Raw genomic sequence first — 20,274 nt, forward strand, 5'->3', positions numbered from 1 at the left:
TATAAGTAAAGTTAATATTAATATTAATATTCTGAATATTCTCATGTCTATTCACCCCTTAAATTTTAAAAATTATTATATAAATAATTAAAATAGTATTTTTTGGGTAATTATGTATTAAATATTTCTTACTTAGTTTACATTATAAAATATTTAAAATAATCAAACAATACGAAAATTTTCGGCATTTTATAAGGGGGGTAACATGTTTGAAACTTATGATTTGAAAAATTTTGGTGCAAGAATAAGAAAAATAAGAAAGTCATTAGGTTATAGTCAAACACAAGTTTCTACAGAAACGGGTGTTCATAGAGATACTTTGAGAAGAATAGAAAATGGGAATAATATTGTGACCTTTGATACATTAAATAAATTATCCATGTTCTTCAAAAAAGACTTATTTCACGAGATAGCTCATTATAATACTAACAGAAACTTACTAAATTATTATGAAAAGATAGATGATATTATAAGTTCATATGATTACGATAAACTTATTAATATATCTAATGATTTTGAAGTTAATTTTAAAGATAAATCACCTTCTGATTTTAGCTTATATGAAGGTGGGGTTATTGAGCAATTCAGATTAATTGTTAAAGGAATTGAAAAATTAATTAAAAAAGATCAGGATAATAAAAAAATAATGAGTATCTTTAAAGAAGCATTAAAACTTACTCTAAAAGATTTTAATTTATATAATTTCTCTAAGTTTAAATATAATCTATTTGAAATTCGTATATTAATTATGATAGCAGTGGCTCTTAAAAGAGATAATAATTATGAAAAAAGTAATGAAATTTTAAAGTTTGCACTTAAATCTTTAGATTTTAGTGAAGAATCACTTCTAAATGAAAAAAAGCTTATAATTAAATGTTTTTCTAATATTTCATATAATTATCATAATATGAATAATTATATGAAATCTCTAGAGTATGCTATTAAAGGCATAGTCTATGCTATTAACCAAGATATTATATATGCTTTAAACCATCTATATTATAGAAAAGGTATTGCAGAATATTTACTTGATAAAGATGAAAGTATTTATAAAGATTCTCTTAATAAAGCCATACATATATTAGAAATAAAAGGATATTATGAATTAGCTAAAAAGTATAAAGAGATTACTAAAGATAGATATAACATATATTTAGATAGGTAATAATATTTAAAAAGTAATAATATTTTTCTTCTATTTCTTAACTCTTTTCAAGTGGAAAAATCATTCAGCACTTTCTTTCATAGCAAACTTCTCTATAATTTAATTTAATCTTCTAGTTCTTCTACATCTAAATTTAAAGCTTGTATGGTTCTATAATATTATAGAACCATACAAGCTTTAAATGAATCAATAACCAGTTCTAGGTTAGATAAATATACTAATTTATTTAACGTTAATATAATTATCTACTGCACCCTTATTCTTTTCTTCTTTACATTAAAATAAATAGAGCCAGTAAGATTAATGAGAATATGCATCAAAATGCTCATCCACAGTGATGATGTGAGTAAAACTAGATAACCTATAGCATTTCCCACAATAAAAATCATAATGAATCTCAATATAGAATTTCTATTGAATTTAAATTCTCTCTCATAATTAATATGAAACACAGAAAATAATAATGAGCTTATCATTACAAATGGTTCCTCATATTTCAATATTGGAAACATATTTAGCAAGCTCATTAAAATAATACCTCTAAATAGAATCTCTTCAAAAATAGGTACTACAAAAGAAAAATAATAGAATTCTGAACTATTCCAACTATGAGCTGCAGCAGTACCATTTAGATTTTGATCAGTTAAAAAATAAAATATTAAAATTCCTGATATCCAAGAAAATATATGCTTAATGGCTTCTTTGATATATAAAATATTTCTCCAAGGTTTATATTCACCAGGAATTATAAAAATAAGTACTATGAATAATATAGAACCCCAAAGAAAAGCCCACTGACTAGACCAAAGCAAACTATTTTTACTTAAAAAATTCTTCTTATGTAAAAAGAACTCTAGAATTGTATAGAGAAAAAGTGAAAAAATCATTATAATTATCCATAACATAATATTAATTTTGTATGACATCTATAAAAGAAAATCATACTCCCCTTATATAATATATTTAGATTTTAAAGATAATCTATAAACTTTATGCAATAAAACATTTAATTATTAATTAAGACGATTTTATGTTTTTTAACAGTTCTAATAAAGCTAGTGAAGTTGATGAGTAATATTCTTAATTAACAAATAGTTAATTCTTCAAATTAGAATTTTTATGAATTATATCTAATAAAAAACTTTAATATGATATAATTATAATACAAAAAAGGTATAAGTAGGAAATTATTTTGAAAAAAATAAATTATATTATAAAGGGAGGGATAAATATGAGAAATAATGTATCTTTTTATATGACTGTTATAATAATATTTACTGCCATATTAAGTAGAATAAATATACATAGGCACGAAAAAAATTATAATAAGCTTTTAAATGAACTCAAAAAAGAATACAGCCAATATAATAATGAATTAAATATTATTACAAATTATGTGAAGAAACATTATGAAATTCAAGAAAATAATCAAGGCACCTATGTATTAGTACTAATATTAACATTAGGAATATTATATATGAACATATAATTTAAGCAGGAAATAAATATGCTAATTGTAAAGATTTTATTATAAATAATGAAAAGATAGAGTTTGTCCCTATTGGAAAGGGCATTATCAATTATAAGACAATCTTTAATATGTTAAGTCAAGAAGGTTTATTTCGTAGAAATATAACCATAAGTGTGGAAACTCATGCATCAGAGGAAAAATATAAATACATATATTCGAAAGAATCATTTGAATATATGACAAAAATATTGGAGGTTAGTAATGATTAATTTACAGACAATACTTAATTTTCCTATAATAAATGAAGGTGATATTATTAGTGATATCATTATGGATTGTATAAAATATAATAAAATAACTTTACAAAATAATGATATTTTATGTGTAGCTTCCAAAATTGTATCTATAGCAGAAAGTAGAATTCTTTCTTTAGAATCTATAATTCCCTCACCATTAGCTTATGAAATACATAAGAAAGTGCCGAGAAAAGACCCGAGAATCATTCAACAAATAATTAATGAAACAGGTGCAGCAGATGGGTCTAGAGTAGAGGTATCAGATAATTATATAGGTGCTTGGTTGCCTAATGGAATGAGACTAACAAGTGCCGGTATAGATAAATTTAGTGAAGATAAAATAATTTTGCTTCCTATAAATCCTGACGAGAGTGCTAAAAATATAGGCGAGAAAATTTTAAATAAATTAGGCATAAATGTTGCCGTTATAATCACCGATAGTGACGGAAGAATCGAAAAAAGAGGAGCTACTCAAATTGCAATCGGCATCTACGGTTTAGACCCATTAAGAACCACTTCTTTTAATGGAAAAATAATTGAAGAAACCATTTGTGATATGTTTGCCGCCTCTGCTGGTATATTGATGGGACAAAGAGGAAACAACAAACCTGTTGTAATTATTTCTGGATATGAATTTGATTTTAATCAAAGTTCTTGTATTAATTCAGCACTTGCAAAAAATAAAGATTAATCAATATCTCAGTTCATTAGAAAATAGTTTAAACCTTTAAATTCTGGATGAATTTGTAAATAAATTAAGTTACTTATATTTTTTTCAAATGCAATTAACTCTTTGAATATGTCTATTTTTCGTTTAAAGTAATTAATAATCTTATACTATCCTCTTTTAAATAGAGTTTAGTTTCGGTTGTTGGCTTTTTAGATACTCAGAAAACTATGTATTTCTGTAGAAGTGTTTGCTCACTACATAAATTATAGAAACTTGCTTAATAGTATTAAAATTATAATTTAAATCTTTTTTTATACTCTCAGTGATGTAAAAAACTAGAATAGTTTTACCCATTCTAGTTTTTCTTCTTTATTTGTTTTATATATTCCCTTTATATATTATAAAATTATATTACATTTATTTATTTATATCATTTTTAATTTTTGCGAAATAATTCTTATATATTAACAATATAAATATACTAAATAATAATATTCCTATTATGATAATAAAGAGAAAATCTCTAATCATGTGATAAGTTGTGCCATTAGTTCCTAATATAATAATATGTGATAATATATAAGATAAAGCTAATATCATTATTGGAGTAGTTATTTTATTTATTCTATGATTTTTTCTAAATATTAATGATAAAATCATGAATATAATAAAAACTATTCCTGCTATCACAAAATAATAATTAATAGTTAGTCTTGGAAGAGTAATTGTATTTTTTTCAAAAGATTCACCATAAATAAGTTTATCTAAACTACCATCTTGATTTAAATAGTATACTGTATCAACTTTATCTTCTTTAACATTTATTACCGCATTTTTCACCTCTCCTGTATCAAATATACTACTCAAATAAGTTGTCCAGGCAACAATATCATAATGAACTTCTCCATAATATTCAGAGTAATTAATTTCATAATTAGATACATCTTCACTAAATTCTATGAACACTTTTCCGTCTTCTTCTTCTATTGATTCAACAGCTTTGGAATAAACTATAGGGATAGGTTTTGTAAGTTTATCAAATGCTATAAATAAAAATAGAGAGACGATAAGTGCTGTTAAAATTCCTATATAGATATTTCTATTTTTAAGTTTTCTTTTAACATTTTTTAAAGGAATAGCTTCTAAATCCTTTTCATTTTCAAAGTCTATTTCAGTTGATTTTAGTTCTTTATATTCACATCTACATCGTTCACATTTTTCTAGATGTTCATTTATAATATTTACTGTATCTTCACTCGCTAAATCTTCTGCTACTAAAGGCAATAGATCTTGAATTGTATTACAACTTAATTTCATGATTTTCCCTCCAATTCTTTTTGTATTTTCTTCCTTGCTCTATGATAAGTGACACAAGCCCAGTTATCAGTTTTTCCAAATATATTTCCTATTTCTTTAAAGCTTAATTCATCATATACTCTTAATCTAAATATTTCATTGTAAGGCTCTTTAAGTGAAGAACGAATAATATTACTTATTTTTATAAACCCTTCATTGGATATTATATCTTTTTCAAAAAGGTCAGCTTCTTCTTTTTCTATAATATCGTCTAAATCTTTCCTAAAATCTACTTTTTTATTTTTTCTTAAATATGAAAAATATTCATTTTTTGCAATTTGACATAGCCATACTCTAAGCTTAGTATCTCCTCTAAATTTATCGATAGATTTTATTGCTTTTAGGAATGTCTCAGAAGTTATATCTTCTGCTATATGTTTATCCTTAGATAAACTTAACATATAATAATATATATCTTTAAAATAAATTTGGTATATATTTTCAAATTCTTCACTTGTCACTTTTTCACCTCCTCATATATAAGACGCATAAAGAATAAATATCTTACAAGTTTTTTAACTAAACGGTAAAAAACTAGAATAGTTTTACCCATTCTAGCTTTTTATTTCTTCTTTTCCTTAACTTTTTTAAGTCTAAAAAAGTCTTCTCTTTCTTTTTCTTCTAATGTTTCTTCTATATATTTAATTTGTTTTTTATATTTTGGTATTTGAATTTTATCTAAAGCATTGGCTCTTTTTTGAGTTCTTTGTATTTCTGTTGCTAATTTAAATACTGAGTTTTCTATTTCAGCTAATCTATATATTAGATATTTTATGTTTTGAAAATCAATTACTGCTGTATCTAGTGCTGGATTTGATCTAAATATACCATATTGAGCTTTAAAGTCTTTTTTATCATATTTAACCTCTGGTATTTCCACTCCCATTACACTACGAAGTAATATTTCAAAATCATCTTCTTTATTTATAGAAAGGGCTATTTCTTCTACACTGTTTATACCCATTGTGACATTTGCATCTTGTAATGCTTTATATGAATCGCTAAATGTAGATCTAATTTTAGATTGTATCTCTTTCGCTTCATCTATTAGATTCATCATTTCTCCTATTAATATAGTTCTTTTTTTATCTAATAAATCATATCCCTTTTCAGCTAATTTTTTTGAACTTTGAGCTTTCATTAAATTACTCTTAGTTGGAACTTTTCTCTTAGCCATTATTATTTGTCCTTTCCATAATGTCCATACTTTTCTATAATCTTTGGATCTATACGATCTAATTCATTTGGAGGTAATATAGCTAATATCTCCCAAGCTAAGTTTAGAGTTTCTTCTATAGTTCTGTTTTCTGAATTCCCTTGCTTTAAAAATTTTTCTTCAAAATTTCTTCCAAATTCCATATACTTTTTATCCTCATCTGACAAATCATCTTCTCCTATAATCTGTGCTAATTCTCTAATATCAATTACTTTAGAATATGAAGAAAAAAGTTGATTTGAAACATCAGGATGATCTTCCCTTGTGTAACCTTCCCCTATACCATCTTTCATAAGTCTTGAAAGTGATGACAATATATCAACTGGAGGATATATATTTTTAGTATCTAAATCTCTAGCTAGAACTATTTGTCCTTCTGTAATATATCCTGTTAAATCAGGGATAGGATGAGTTATATCATCATTTGGCATTGTAAGTATTGGTAAGAATGTAATAGAACCTTCTCTATCTTTAAGCATTCCTGCTCTTTCATAAAGTGCCGCTAAATCTGAATAAAGATATCCTGGATATCCTTTTCTACTTGGTACTTCTTCTCTAGCTGATGAAATTTGTCTAAGTCCTTCACTATAGCTTGTTATATCTGTCATTATAACGAGTATTTCCATATTTTTTTCAAATGCCAAATATTCTGCTGCAGTTAATGCACATCTTGGAGTAGTAATTCTTTCTGCTATAGGATCATCTGCATAATTTATATACATTACTACATTATCAAGTACTCCTGATTCTTCAAAACTCTTTATGAAAAAGTTAGCATCATCATGTTTTGAACCAATACTTGCAAAAACTATAGCAAACTCTTTATCCTCATCTGAACTTATTTTAGCTTGATTTACTATTTGAGCTGCAAGTTCATTATGACTTAGTCCATTTCCTGAAAATATAGGTAATTTTTGCCCTCTTATAAGTGTTGTTAAGCAATCTATAGAAGATATGCCAGTTTGTATGAAATTTCTAGGGTATTTTCTCGCTACAGGATTTATAGGCCTACCATTTATATTATAATCTTTCCCAGTATAAATATTACCTCCACCATCTATAGGTTCACCTAATCCATTAAAAACTCTACCCATTATATCTTTTGATAATTTTACTGTAAATGGCTTTCCTGTAAATCTTATTTTTGTGTCTTCTGTGCTCATACCTGATGTAGTTTCAAATACTTGAGCTACCATATTATCTTCTTCTATTTTTATAATTTTTCCAGTTTTATGTTCATTATCTTCAGTTTCTATATTTATAAGTTCACCATATCCTACCCCTTCTATAGAATTTAAGGATATGAGTGGTCCATCTATAGATTTGAGTCCCATATAAGACTTTTTCATTAAATCACATCCTCATTTCCATCATCTTTATATTTTGACAGTAAATTTGTATAATAAGACTTAATCTTTTCCTCTAGTTCGTCTATTTTTTCTAGCTCATTATTAGGAATATTATATTTCATTTTAGTGACTTCATTAAATAATTGATCATTTTTTACTTGAGATATTGCAATCCCTTCTCTTATATTATTACTTGTCATTTTATATAAATAATCTATAGCCTTTAACATTTTATATTGTTTTTTAAGTGGTACATAAGTATCTTCTTTATGAAATGCATTTTGTTGTAAAAATCCATTACGAATAACTTTTGCTATTTCTAATACCAACCTCTGATCATCTGGTAATACATCTTCACCTACAAGAGAAACTATATCCTTTAATTTATCTTCTTCTTGAAGCAATCTCATAATATTAGCTCTTAATTTAAATGCATCATTTGCTACATTTTCCGTATACCATTCATCTAACACTTTAATATATCCACTATAGCTTTCAAGCCAATTTACTGCGGGATAATGTCTTGCATATGCTAAATCTTTATCTAGAGCCAAAAATACATTTACAAACCTTTTAGTGTTTTCAGTTACAGGCTCAGAAAAATCTCCTCCTGCAGGAGATACTGCTCCTATTATAGTGACTGAACCTTCTTTCCCATTTAATGTGTCAACATAGCCACCTCGCTCATAGAACTCAGCAAGTCTTGTTGGAAGATATGCAGGATATCCTTCTTCTGCTGGCATTTCTTCAAGTCTACCTGATATCTCACGAAGAGCTTCTGCCCATCTTGAAGTAGAATCTGCCATTATTGCTACATGATAACCCATATCTCTAAAGTATTCTGCCATAGTAATTCCTGTATAAATACTTGCTTCTCTTGCTGCAACAGGCATATTTGAAGTATTTGCTATAAGTATTGTTCTCTCCATTATAGGTTTGTCTGATTTAGGGTCAATAAGCTTTGGAAAATCTTCTAAAACCTCTGTCATCTCATTTCCTCTTTCACCACAACCTATATATATTATAATATCTGCATCAGACCATTTAGCAAGTTGATGCTGAGTCATTGTTTTCCCTGTACCAAATCCACCTGGAATTGCGGCAGTACCACCCTTTGCTATAGGAAAAAATATATCTATAACCCTTTGACCTGTAACAAGTGGTCTCTCTATCTGCCTTCTTTTCATCACCGGCCTAGGTTCTCTTACTGACCAATATTGATACATCTTTATATCATGATTATTGCCCTTATTATCTTTTAAAACTATAAGTGTTTCTTCTATATTGTATTGTCCATCTTCTTTTACTTCTACTACTTCTCCATTTAATTTAGGCGGAATCATTATTTTATGAGTCACTAAAGAAGTTTCTTCTACTTCTGCAAAGATATCTCCTGATTTTAGCTTTTCTCCCTTTTTAACATTGATTTTTACACTCCATAATTTTTCTTCATCAATAGATAAAAGGCCTATTCCTTCAGGTATAAAATTTTGTGAAATTTTATTTATTTTTTGTAAAGGTCTCTGTATGCCATCAAACATATTCCCAAGCATTCCAGGTCCTAATTTAAGTGATAAAGGTCTACCTGTAGGATAAATTTTCTCATTAAGCTTAAGTCCCTCTGTTTCTTCATATACTTGAATAGTCCCTATGTCACCATTTATTGATATTACTTCTCCAATTAATTTATCATTTCCTACTGTCACCATTTCTCTCATTCTAAAATTGCTCATAGATTTTCCTTTTATAACAGGTCCATTAATTTGTGATATTATGCCATATTTATTTTTCACTTTCTTCACCTTCTCTCAATGCTTCATATAACATTTTTCCTATATACTCTTTATTCTGTTCCAATTTATCTAGAAGGCTAAGGTCCAAAATAGCACGATTACTTTTATCAAATAATATCATTCCACCAATTATATCTTCACCTGATTCCAATATATTTATATTCTTAAAACCATTGTCTAATATTATAGTTTTTATATCTTCTTTATTATTTTTCATATCATATTTAGAAATTTTCACTTCTATATTATTTTTGTTACTCATTTCCTTCAATCCATTTTCCACAATATTTCTCAGATAATTTTTATATTTATTAGTAGTTATAAATATTGTTAATTTGTTTTCTATATCCTCTATAAGCTTATTAAATAGTCTATTCTTTTCAAGCATAATTTCCTTTTTAATTTGTCCTTTTTTCTGAGAAACTTGTTTATCATTTTTTTCTTTTTCTTTTTTTATTACCTCTTCTGCGTATGATTTCTTTTCTTGTTCTATTTTATATCTATGTGCGTCCATTTGCTCTTTGTTGTGTTGTTCTATTTTCCTTATTTTTTCTTCGCTAGTTCCCCTAATCTCTTCAAAAACATGTTTGGAAAAGAGATTTAATTTTTCTTCAATGGTTATCAAATTACCACCACCCTATATTTTTATTCCTATAGATTCATTTATATATTTAGTTATAAAATCCTCTTTACTTGAAAATCCATGTCTATCAGGTATTGTAACTATAAGGTGATTATTTTCATTTATCCTTACTTCCATTACCCTATCCATGATTTTATCTTGTATTTTCTCTGTTATTATTATAATTCCTATATTTTTATCTTTTAGTGCAGAGTTTAGCTGTTTTAAAATTTCTTCTTTCTCATGTGCTATTATTCCATCAATTCCTGCAAGTCTCATTGCAAGAAGTGTATCTCTATTGTCACTTATTAAAAATGATTTCATAAATATCACCTATACAAAAAGTATAAATATAGATACAATTAATCCATATATTGCAACACCTTCTGCAAGTCCTACAAATATAAGAGTTTTACCTAGTATTTTAGGATCTTCTGATACTGCACCAAGTGCTGAGGATCCAACTGCTCCAACTGCATAACCCGCACCTATTGTTGCAAGTCCTGTAGATAGTGCTGCTGCAATATATTGAAGTCCAGAAGCACTAGTTTCTTCTGGTGCCCTAGTAGCAGCTCTTACAGCATCTGGCATTAGTATAGTAAGTGCTCCTAAAAGTAAAGGTATAAATACAAATAGATTTATTCTTAAAGCTTTACTTATTTTTAATCCTGTATGGTGGTTTCCCTTATTTAAAAAATATAAACCTGTTGCTATAGTAGCAATTACTAAAATAGTTGTCATAATCATTATTGCAATAATCATTTTTATCTCTCCCATAATCTATTTATTTTCTTCATGTATTTTAAAAGGTTTGTAAGGTCTCCCTTCTCCTCTATAATATTTACTAAACAATTCATAATACTCAAGTCTGAGTGCTTGAATACCAACTATAAGACCTTCTAAAGCAATTATTACTATATTCCCAATAGTTAATACTATTATGCTAAATCCTAAATTACTTAAAATATCAGATATAACTTGAAATGCCATAAATAATCCTACATGTGTTAGAGCAAATGCTCCAATCCTTATAAAAGAAAGTGTATTACTAATCATACTAAGTAATGTTTCAATTATTTCAAATGAACTTTCTATATAATAAGCACCTATATCTTCAGAATATAAAGGTTTATTCCCAAAAATAATATTTGTTAAAGGCTCTCTTAATATCATTAATGCTATTAAAATTAAGGATATTATAATTCCTAAAAATGTTGAAATTTGAGGTAGGTTTAAGAAATTTTGTGCTACCAAATAAAGTACAATTCCATAAAACAAGCCACCAACAATTCCATTTTTCCCAAATAAGGCATCTTCATATTCACTTAATCTTATTCCATTAATAATATTAAATATATAAGCTATAAATACTAAAAACACACCTGCTGAAACTGAAGCTATTAAAACCGTTTGTATATTTTCAAAAGGTCTAATTACTAATGCAGGAATTATCTCTTCAAAACCAAATACACTTCCATATAAAAAACCAAATATCATAGAGCTTATACCAATTCTTGATATAAGTTTTGCAAATTTACTTCCATTTTTTCTACCTAAATAAATCCCTCCAATTGTTATCACAAAACCTTGGCCTATATCACCAAACATAGCTCCAAAAAATAACATATATGTTATTGCTAAGAAAGGAGTAGGATCTAATTCCTTGTATGAAGGCGTTGCATACATCTCTATAAGGTATTCAAAAGGAGATAATAACCAATTGTTTTTTAATTTTGTAGGAGGATTTAATGCAGTAGTTAAATTTTCTTCCTTTTCATAATGAATAGTTATATCAAAATCCTTTAATCTTGATTCAAACTCCTCTGTACAATTGGTAGGTATCCATGCGGATAAATAAAAAAAGTATTTAGTTGCTACCATTAACTTTTTTAGGCTATTTACTCTTTCCTGTAATTTAAATATTGAATAACATCTTTCAATGGTTTTTCTATTTTCTTGTTTGAAATTTTCTAGTTTTTCTATAACTTTTAATAATTCTGACTTTTTATTGTGTTTTTCTTGATTTAATTGTTGTATTATATCTTTAGGTTTGCCTTTAAATCCTTTTTTAATATCTAATTTTTTAAAACTTAAAGAACGTAATATTCTTTCAGTTTCTTTCCCTAAGTCAACTGGATATATTACAAGATATAGTTCGCCAGAGTTTAGAGTGTCTTCATGTAAAACTATAGCTGGAATATTTTCATAATTTTTTTTCAATTTTATTCTGTTTTCTTTAGATAATAATCCAAAGTAATAATTAAATCTCTTCATATCATCTAATTTTTCAAGCTCTATATCTAATCCCTCTATTAGCTTTATATTATCAAGTGATTTTTGTATATTATCTATATCATTTTTGATCTTTTCTCTTTTATTCATTATAGGCAAAATTTTATTATACAGCTCATCCATATTTTTTTCCATAGCATCTAAGCTACAATTTTCATTTATATATTCTTCCTTTATATCAAAGCTTTCATCATATATTTTTTCTATTAGTTTCATTTTTTCAAGAGCCTTTTTATAACCTTCATGTAAAGTTAAGGGATGAACACTTGCCATTCCTGCCAAACTTTCTACATTTTTTTCTGTTACATCTAAATTAAATCTACTTTGTTTTATTTCATTTAATGCACTTACTACATCTAAGTTTCCAGAAAGTATAATTTGTCTTGAAATTTTATCTACATCTTCAATTGAACCTACTAAATTTATCATAGACATTTTTTCTATACTCAATTATTTCACCCCCTTGCTAATTTCTCTTATAATATATTTTTCTGTTTCTTTTTTATCTAAATCATATCTTATAGATTCAGCTATAGATATTATATCTCTTATTTCATATTCTAATAAGTGGATATAGCTTACAGCAACCATTATATTCATTTTGCCTTGATTGAAATAATCTAAAAATCTATTATACATATAAGTTTCTAATTTTATTTCCATATATAAATCTATTGTATTTTTATCTTCAAATAAAAAATAATACGGGGTAGTAGCTACTATTTCTATAAAGTCTTGTTCAGAGTTTGCATAGCTAAGTTTTTTAATTAAATTATAATTTGTTATCTTGCCACCCTTTAAAGCATAATTTACGAGTTCTTCTTTAGATAAATTGAAAAATTTACTCCCTCTATATAACCACTCTATATTTAAAAGATCTATATTTATACCTAATATACCCTCTAAAGTTTTTCTATCTGTGCTTTTTAAATGCTCAATCTGTTCATATAATTTTGTAAAATAAAGTCTATCTAGGTTCATCTCAATATAAAACATCAATCTATCTTCTTCTTCGTCTAAATAAGGATGAAGTCTATCATAATATATTGTTCCTTTTAAATTTTCTATTAACTCAGAAATATTTTTTGACTTAATTAACTTATCATGGTCAACAATACTATAACTTCCCTTATAAAGTATCAAATCTTTTATAGAATCTAAATCTTTTCCTCTAGCAAGAGTTCTTAAATATAATTTTAAATCTTCTATCTCAAATTTTTTAAATAATATTTTAAATAGTTTTCTATATTCACCAATAAAAAAATGAATTATTTTCTCATACTGATTTATCATATATTTTTTAAGATATATTTCTATCTTATCTCTATGTATACCTTTTATATTCACTTGTCCTAACGCTTCACTATATCCTGTGTTAGATTTTAAATAATCTACAAAGTCTTCAATAGTATTCTTTGATATTAAATTTTCATAATCATTCAATGTAAGCATTTTTCGTTTCAATGCTCTTATTTTAGTATTTACAGCAGCAAATTTTGTAACACTACTCAACATATTCACTCCTTAGATGAAAACTATATTTCTAATATTTGTTTTAGCGCTTTCTCAATCATTTTCTCTTTATTTTCATTATATACCTTTTTGAAACTTGAAATCTTTCTTTCTTTTTTATTTTCCATAAATTTAATAGTTTTATAAGTCTCTTGTCTTATCAAACTTGTTTCTTTTCGTATCTTTTCTTCTGCTTTTTTTTGCTCCTTATTCTCTATATCTTGAAAATACATTCTCAAGTTATTTTGTTTTCGTTCTATTAAATCCTTAGTTCTTTGTTCTAAATCAATTGCTTCTTTATCTATATCAATTATTTTTTTTATAATTTGTTCCAAATATATCACCTCTATTGATTTTAAATTTTCATATAATTATATTATATCTCTTTAAATTTTAAATTCAACTCTACACTAATAATATACCCATTACACAAAAAAAAGACTCCAACTAAATTAAGCCTTTTTTATAACAATATATATTGAATCTTTATATTCCATTTCAGTATAATATGCTATATCTAAAATTTTAAATTTTTTACTAAACAAATTTATTAATTCATCTTTATCATAATATACAAATTTTAATCCATCTACTATTTCTTCTGTTTCTCCTCTCCAAAAACTATGAAGAGCTATACCATCATTATTCAATATATCATATTGTTTATTTATAGATTCCTTTAGTTCATCTTTATCTAAATGAATAAGAACCTTATTTGAATAAATTGAATCAAATTTTCTATCTATATTTAAAGTTTTATCATCAAGTAATAACAGTTCTATATCTTTATTTTCATCACTATATAAATCTAAAAAAGCCTTTGATTTATCAGAACCAGTAACTTTATAATCTTTTTTAAGTAAATTTAAATCTTTTCCTGGTCCCATACCCAATTCTAAAATAGTAGAACCTTTCTGTAAATACTTCTTTAATATGTTAACTAAATAAGTTCCATCTATTCCTTCTGCCATATTAATATATTCTTTTGCATTTTCCATATTATCGAAATATGCCATATAATCCCCCCTTAGCTTAGCATAGTATATGAATTATATAGTTATTATATACCCAAAAAACTCAGGAAAATTTCCTGAGCTTTTTAATTAATATTTACTTTTTATTTTTTCTTCTTCTATTTTTTCAGCTAACCCATTTAAATATATCCATCTTTCCATCTTTTCTTCTAACTTTTCTTCCAGTACTTCCTTTTCTTTTAATAGCTCTTGTAATAAAACATAGTCTGAAGTAGTATCATTTATTTTTTGATCAATTTCTTCTATTTTAGTTTCTAAATCTAATATAATATCGTCTATTTCCTCATATTCTTTTTTTTCATTATAAGAAAATTTTAATTTTTGACTTTTAGATTTCTCTTTATTTTTCTTTTCATTTTTGGTTTTTTCTTCTTTTTTAAATAATGTATTTATTGCTTTATCTCTACTTTTTTTAAATGCAGTATAATTACCTGTATGTTGTACTATTTCACCTTCACCTTTAAATTCAAATAATTTTTCTGCTATTTTATCTAGAAAATATCTATCATGTGAAACTGCTATTACAGCTCCATCAAAGTTTTCTAAATAATCTTCTAATATTCTTAAAGTTTCTATATCTAAATCATTTGTAGGTTCATCTAATAATAATACATTAGGTGTCTCCATAAGAACCCTTAAGAGATGTAACCTTCTTTTTTCACCACCAGAAAGCTTAGATATATATGACCATTGTAAATCTTTTGAAAAGAGAAAGTTCTCCATCATTTGAGATGCAGTTATTTTATCTCCATCTCCTGTTTCTATATATTCTGCTCCTTCTTTTATATATTCAATTGCACGCTGATTTCCATCAATATGAGAAGTCTCTTGAGAAAATAATCCTATTTTAACAGTTTCACCTATCTCTACTTTCCCAGCATCAGGATTTGTAATTCTATTTATTATATTTATCAAAGTAGATTTACCTATTCCATTTTCTCCTATTATACCTACTCTATCATCTCTTAATACTGTATAAGTAAAGTCTTTTATTATTTTATTTTCACCATAAGCTTTAGATATGTCTTTTAATTCAACAATCTTTTTACCAAGTCTTCTACTTCCAACTGATATATCTATATTTTCTTTTGTAGTATCTATTTTACTTTCTTTCAAATTCTCAAATCTATTAATTCTTGCTTTTTGTTTTGTAGTTCTTGCTTTTGCACCAGTTCTTATCCATTTTAATTCACTATTATATAACTTTTTTCTTTTTTGCTCTTCTTTTTCTAAAAGTTCTTCTCTTTCTAATTTCTTTTCTAAAAAGTAATTATAGTTACCCATGTATTCATATATATTCTTGTTATCTAATTCTATTATTTTGTTCACTATTCTATCTAGAAAATATCTATCATGGGTTATCATTAGTAAGGCACCTTTTCTATTATTTAAATATTCTTCTAGATAATCTATTGAATCATTATCTAAATGGTTTGTAGGTTCATCTAATATTAATAAATCACATGGTTTTATAAGAGCAGATGCAAGAGCTATTCTCTTTTTTAAACCTCCAGATAAATTATCTACTTTTCTAGTAAAATTACTTATGCCTAATTTAGTTAATATTGCTTTTGCTTCACTTTCTAATTCCCATGCATTTTTCTTATCCATTTCCGATGATAATTTTATTATATTTTCGTTTGAAGTATTTTTATCTTCTATAGCCCTATTGTATTCTCTTATAGTTTTCATAATATCACTATTACCTTGAAAAACTTGCTCCAATATAGTTGCACCTTTTTCAAAATGAGGATTTTGACTTAAATATTCTATTCTTATATCATTTCTTTTAATAATTCTACCACTATCAGGACTTTCTTTCCCTGTAATTATTTTTAATAAAGTGGATTTACCTGTTCCATTTATTCCAATAAGACCTATCTTATCTTCTTCATTTATTCCAAAAGTTATATTATTAAATAATTCTTTTTCTCCATATCGCTTTGATATATTTTCTAAAGTTAATAAATTCAATTCTTTCACCTCTTAAAAATTTCTATATATATATTATATCATTTTTAAGAGGTATGAAAAAACTATCTAAAATCCAAAGAGTCTAAATATAGTCAAAAATGGTACATATAATATATTGTTTAAAAATACATCTATTATTATAAAAAATGTAGGATATGCTATAAATGATAGTTCCATGCCTTTTTTCTTAGATTCTTTATAGAATATAAAAGTAGCTAAGCCTGAAATAATATTCATAGCTAAAGGTCCTAATAATCTATAAAAATTGCTAAAAAAGAAATTTGGATAATATATTTCATTCCCTTGCGTAAAATATATAAATTTAAATACTATTATATTTGCAATTATATATATACCTATCATGACTGCTATCTTTATAGAATCTTTACTATACCCCTTGTTAAAGTAAGTAAAATAAAATATTCCTAAAGGTAATGCCATCACAAAAATTATCATAAGTCCTCTAATCACTGTATACATTATTGATATAAAAGGTATAACTACTGATTTTAAGCCAGCTGATAAATAATCTTCTCTTGTTATGCCTTCTTTAGCCATCATTTCCTCTGAGTCACTAAATATTCTAAGATCATCACTGTCATAAACCACATCATTAAATACGACATATTTATTTCCATTAAACTTTACTATTTCAATCTGGTTTGAATATTCATCAGTAGTAGAGATAAACTCTACATTTTTAACTTCACCATTTTTCTTAAGTGTCATATCAAATATATCGTTTTTATCTGATGAATATTGATTTCTTGAGTTTTCTCCCGATCCTATTATATGAATTTCATTATTTACCACATAGGTTTCTATATCTGATTCCAAATTATATATATCATAATTATCTAGATAATATTTAGTACTCTCAAAATCCAAGGTATCTTTATCAATTCTAATATTATTTATTTGATAGTCTTTGCTTCCATCTTTATTTAATCTTTTTAAATAAGTTACAACTAATCTGTCTTCTAAATTATCTATATTTATATCTTTTATACTATATCCAGTGTATTTATTTATATCAACTAAAACAATATTTTCATTTTTTTTCTCATTAAAAAGAGTTAATAATTCTCTATCTCTACCTTTATCCTCTACGGATATTAAAAGGTTATCTTCTGGACTATAATATGCGCTCTTTATATTTCTATCATTTTCTTTTTCAAATATATTTTCTAACTCTTCATTTTGAAATTTATAAGCTAATACTTTTTCATCGTTAGATGTAGTTATTATTATATTTTCATCTATCATACGTACAGTTAAATAATTTACATTTTCAATTATTTTTATAGGTTCTAAAAACTTATCTCCATCAAATGTAGACATATATACATTATTTTTGTAAAGGTAAATATATTTATCTTTTATTAAATATGATTGATTTACATTCTTATACTCAAAATTAGAAATTTCAGTAGTCCCACTATCCTTCACTTCACCTTTTTTATCTATAATATTAAAATTAAATTTATTAGGTTTTTCTATATTTAAGTTGAGTATGTTATCTTCTAATGAAGATAATTTAAAATCATCATCATTCGTTTCACCTATTTTAAAGTCTTCACTCCAATCATCTGTAAAGCTTATTTCACTAATATTTAGAAAATTATAAAAATGCATAGAAATCATTACAATTACTAATACAACTACTATTAATATAGTTCTAAAAAATATTTTATTTTTCATACTATCCCCCATTATCTAAATTATATTTATTTATATAATTTTATCATAATTTCAATGTATAATATGTCTGAAAATTATGAAGAAATTGAAACATATTATTTATTCTTTAAATTATCTAATTTAATTTTTATATTCTATAAAAGTATGTATATTCCTTTTTTTATTCTATATGAAGTTATAAAATATTATGATATAATTTATTGGAATTGTAAAATTATATGTAAAGGATGAAAATTTATTGATTACAGTAACTAATATAAGTTTAAGATATGGGGATCAAAAACTTTTTAAAGATGTAAATTTAAAGTTTAACCCTGGAAATTGCTATGGAATCATAGGTGCCAATGGTGCTGGAAAGTCTACTTTTTTAAAGATTCTTTCAGGAGAAATAGAACCTAATACAGGAGATATAAGTATTCCAAAAGATGCTAGAATGTCTGTTTTAAAACAAGATCATTTTATGTATGATGAGTATCCAGTTATAGAAACAGTTATAATGGGAAACTCTAGACTTTATGAAATAATGAAGGAAAAAGATCAAATATATATGAAAGAAGACTTTTCAGATGAAGATGGAATAAAAGCAGCAGAACTTGAAGGAGAATTTGCTGAATTAAATGGTTGGGAAGCTGAATCTGAAGCTTCTGCTTTGCTTCAAGGACTTGGAATACCGACAGATATGCATGACAAAAAAATGAATGAATTAATTGGTTCAGATAAAGTAAAAGTAATGCTTGCAAAAGCTTTGTTTGGTAATCCAGAAATATTAATATTAGATGAGCCTACCAATAACTTAGATATAAAATCTATAAACTGGTTAGAAGATTTTCTGCTAGACTTTGAAGGTACAGTTTTAGTTGTATCTCATGATAGACATTTTCTAAATACTGTATGTACTCATATTTGCGATATAGATTTTGGAAAAATAAAGCTCTATGTAGGAAACTATGATTTTTGGTATGAATCTAGTAAGTTAGCTCAACAAATGATGAAAGATCAAAATAAGAAAAAAGAAGAAAAAGTAAAAGAATTACAAGCATTTATTGCAAGATTTAGTGCAAATGCATCTAAATCAAAGCAAGCTACTTCTCGTAAAAAATTATTAGAAAAAATTACTATAGATGATATACAACCATCAAGTAGAAGATATCCTTTTGTAGGATTTAAGCCTGAAAGAGAAGTTGGAAATGATATATTAATGGTAGAAGATTTAAATAAAACTATTGATGGGGAAGTAATTTTAAAAGATGTAAACTTCACTGTAAATAAAGGAGATAAAATTGCCTTTGTAGGAGATGAAATCTCTATAACTACATTATTCAAAATATTAATGGGTAAAATAGAAGCTGATAGTGGTAGCTTCAAATGGGGAGTAACTATAACTACAGCATATTTCCCTAAAGATAACTCAGAATTTTTTAATGATGTAGATTTAAATTTAGTTGATTGGATGAGACAATTTTCTGAAGATCAATCAGAAAGTTATTTAAGAGGATTTTTAGGTAGAATGCTTTTCTCTGGTGAAGAAGCACTAAAAAAAGCTAAAGTATTATCAGGTGGAGAAAAAGTAAGATGTATGTTATCTAAAATGATGTTAAGTAGTGCAAATGTATTAATACTTGACCAACCTACTAACCATTTAGATCTTGAATCAATTACAGCTGTAAATAATGGACTAAAGGATTATAAGTCTAATGTATTATTTACATCACATGACCACCAATTTATACAAACAATCGCAAATAGAATAATAAAAGTAACTCCAGAAGGTATCATTGATAAAATGATGAGTTATGATGAATTTTTAGAAAAGGTAGAGTAAT

Annotated in this window: 20 protein-coding genes; 5 read left to right on the top strand and 15 right to left on the bottom strand. The window is 25.7% G+C overall.

The window, feature by feature from the left end; translation table 11 throughout:
* The first annotated feature begins 205 nt into the window (after positions 1-205).
* Positions 206-1,165 (top strand): helix-turn-helix domain-containing protein, encoded by a 960-nt coding sequence (locus D3Z33_RS06270; protein ID WP_160196924.1) that lies wholly within the window; start codon positions 206-208, stop codon positions 1,163-1,165.
* Positions 1,166-1,410: 245 nt separating this feature from the next.
* Here D3Z33_RS06270 and D3Z33_RS06275 read toward each other — a convergent pair whose 3' ends face one another.
* Positions 1,411-2,091 carry a CPBP family intramembrane glutamic endopeptidase gene (locus D3Z33_RS06275; protein WP_160196925.1) on the bottom strand — a complete coding sequence of 227 codons (681 nt, stop codon included), beginning with the start codon at positions 2,089-2,091 and terminating at the stop codon, positions 1,411-1,413.
* Between the two features lie 305 nt (positions 2,092-2,396).
* On the opposite strand from D3Z33_RS06275, the gene D3Z33_RS06280 reads away from it, so the two are divergent.
* The 3 genes from D3Z33_RS06280 to D3Z33_RS06290 all read left to right on the top strand — a co-directional run bounded on the left by D3Z33_RS06280 (position 2,397) and on the right by D3Z33_RS06290 (position 3,623).
* On the top strand, positions 2,397-2,654 hold the full coding sequence (locus D3Z33_RS06280; RefSeq protein ID WP_160196926.1) for a hypothetical protein: 258 nt from the start codon (positions 2,397-2,399) through the stop codon (positions 2,652-2,654).
* A gap of 110 nt (positions 2,655-2,764) precedes the next feature.
* Entirely contained in the window at positions 2,765-2,905 is a 141-nt protein-coding gene (locus D3Z33_RS06285; RefSeq protein WP_160196927.1) for a hypothetical protein, read from the top strand.
* Positions 2,898-3,623: a coenzyme F420-0:L-glutamate ligase gene (locus tag D3Z33_RS06290; protein ID WP_160196928.1), complete on the top strand. Its 726-nt coding sequence runs from the start codon at positions 2,898-2,900 to the stop codon at positions 3,621-3,623. Before D3Z33_RS06285 ends, D3Z33_RS06290 begins: the two co-directional genes overlap by 8 nt.
* A gap of 396 nt (positions 3,624-4,019) precedes the next feature.
* Here D3Z33_RS06290 and D3Z33_RS06295 read toward each other — a convergent pair whose 3' ends face one another.
* The 14 genes from D3Z33_RS06295 to D3Z33_RS06360 form a co-directional block, all read right to left on the bottom strand.
* Positions 4,020-4,919 (bottom strand): zf-HC2 domain-containing protein, encoded by a 900-nt coding sequence (locus tag D3Z33_RS06295; RefSeq protein ID WP_160196929.1) that lies wholly within the window; start codon positions 4,917-4,919, stop codon positions 4,020-4,022.
* Positions 4,916-5,419 carry a sigma-70 family RNA polymerase sigma factor gene (locus D3Z33_RS06300; protein WP_160196930.1) on the bottom strand — a complete coding sequence of 168 codons (504 nt, stop codon included), beginning with the start codon at positions 5,417-5,419 and terminating at the stop codon, positions 4,916-4,918. The genes D3Z33_RS06295 and D3Z33_RS06300 overlap by 4 nt, the downstream gene beginning before the upstream one ends.
* 101 nt (positions 5,420-5,520) lie before the next feature.
* Positions 5,521-6,135: a V-type ATP synthase subunit D gene (locus D3Z33_RS06305; RefSeq protein ID WP_160196931.1), complete on the bottom strand. Its 615-nt coding sequence runs from the start codon at positions 6,133-6,135 to the stop codon at positions 5,521-5,523.
* A gap of 2 nt (positions 6,136-6,137) precedes the next feature.
* Positions 6,138-7,523, bottom strand: coding sequence for a V-type ATP synthase subunit B (locus D3Z33_RS06310; RefSeq protein ID WP_160196932.1), 1,386 nt, complete (start codon positions 7,521-7,523; stop codon positions 6,138-6,140).
* On the bottom strand, positions 7,523-9,316 hold the full coding sequence (locus tag D3Z33_RS06315; protein ID WP_160196933.1) for a V-type ATP synthase subunit A: 1,794 nt from the start codon (positions 9,314-9,316) through the stop codon (positions 7,523-7,525). The genes D3Z33_RS06310 and D3Z33_RS06315 overlap by 1 nt, the downstream gene beginning before the upstream one ends.
* The gene (locus D3Z33_RS06320; protein WP_160196934.1) at positions 9,306-9,941 is read right to left on the bottom strand and encodes a V-type ATP synthase subunit E family protein; all 636 of its coding nucleotides are present in this window, start codon (positions 9,939-9,941) and stop codon (positions 9,306-9,308) included. Before D3Z33_RS06320 ends, D3Z33_RS06315 begins: the two co-directional genes overlap by 11 nt.
* Positions 9,942-9,953: 12 nt before the next feature.
* Entirely contained in the window at positions 9,954-10,262 is a 309-nt protein-coding gene (locus D3Z33_RS06325) for a V-type ATP synthase subunit F (protein WP_160196935.1), read from the bottom strand.
* A gap of 9 nt (positions 10,263-10,271) precedes the next feature.
* Complete coding sequence (locus D3Z33_RS06330; RefSeq protein ID WP_243153438.1) at positions 10,272-10,700, bottom strand: ATP synthase subunit C; 429 nt, start codon at positions 10,698-10,700, stop codon at positions 10,272-10,274.
* A gap of 18 nt (positions 10,701-10,718) precedes the next feature.
* Positions 10,719-12,680: a V-type ATP synthase subunit I gene (locus D3Z33_RS06335; protein WP_160196936.1), complete on the bottom strand. Its 1,962-nt coding sequence runs from the start codon at positions 12,678-12,680 to the stop codon at positions 10,719-10,721.
* Positions 12,681-13,742 carry a V-type ATPase subunit gene (locus D3Z33_RS06340; protein WP_160196937.1) on the bottom strand — a complete coding sequence of 354 codons (1,062 nt, stop codon included), beginning with the start codon at positions 13,740-13,742 and terminating at the stop codon, positions 12,681-12,683. It lies immediately after the preceding gene.
* Positions 13,743-13,765: 23 nt separating this feature from the next.
* Positions 13,766-14,077: a hypothetical protein gene (locus tag D3Z33_RS06345; protein ID WP_160196938.1), complete on the bottom strand. Its 312-nt coding sequence runs from the start codon at positions 14,075-14,077 to the stop codon at positions 13,766-13,768.
* 117 nt (positions 14,078-14,194) lie between these two features.
* On the bottom strand, positions 14,195-14,758 hold the full coding sequence (locus D3Z33_RS06350) for a class I SAM-dependent methyltransferase (RefSeq protein WP_160196939.1): 564 nt from the start codon (positions 14,756-14,758) through the stop codon (positions 14,195-14,197).
* 87 nt (positions 14,759-14,845) lie between these two features.
* Positions 14,846-16,750: an ABC-F family ATP-binding cassette domain-containing protein gene (locus D3Z33_RS06355; protein WP_160196940.1), complete on the bottom strand. Its 1,905-nt coding sequence runs from the start codon at positions 16,748-16,750 to the stop codon at positions 14,846-14,848.
* 66 nt (positions 16,751-16,816) lie between these two features.
* Entirely contained in the window at positions 16,817-18,451 is a 1,635-nt protein-coding gene (locus D3Z33_RS06360) for a hypothetical protein (RefSeq protein WP_160196941.1), read from the bottom strand.
* Positions 18,452-18,689: 238 nt separating this feature from the next.
* Here D3Z33_RS06360 and D3Z33_RS06365 point away from each other — a divergent pair, with 238 nt between their 5' ends.
* Positions 18,690-20,273 carry an ABC-F family ATP-binding cassette domain-containing protein gene (locus tag D3Z33_RS06365; RefSeq protein WP_160196942.1) on the top strand — a complete coding sequence of 528 codons (1,584 nt, stop codon included), beginning with the start codon at positions 18,690-18,692 and terminating at the stop codon, positions 20,271-20,273.
* Position 20,274: the final 1 nt, after the last annotated feature.

Origin of the sequence: Senegalia massiliensis, from assembly GCF_009911265.1 — a bacterium.
Classification (GTDB): Bacteria; Bacillota; Clostridia; order Tissierellales; family SIT17; genus Anaeromonas; species Anaeromonas massiliensis_A.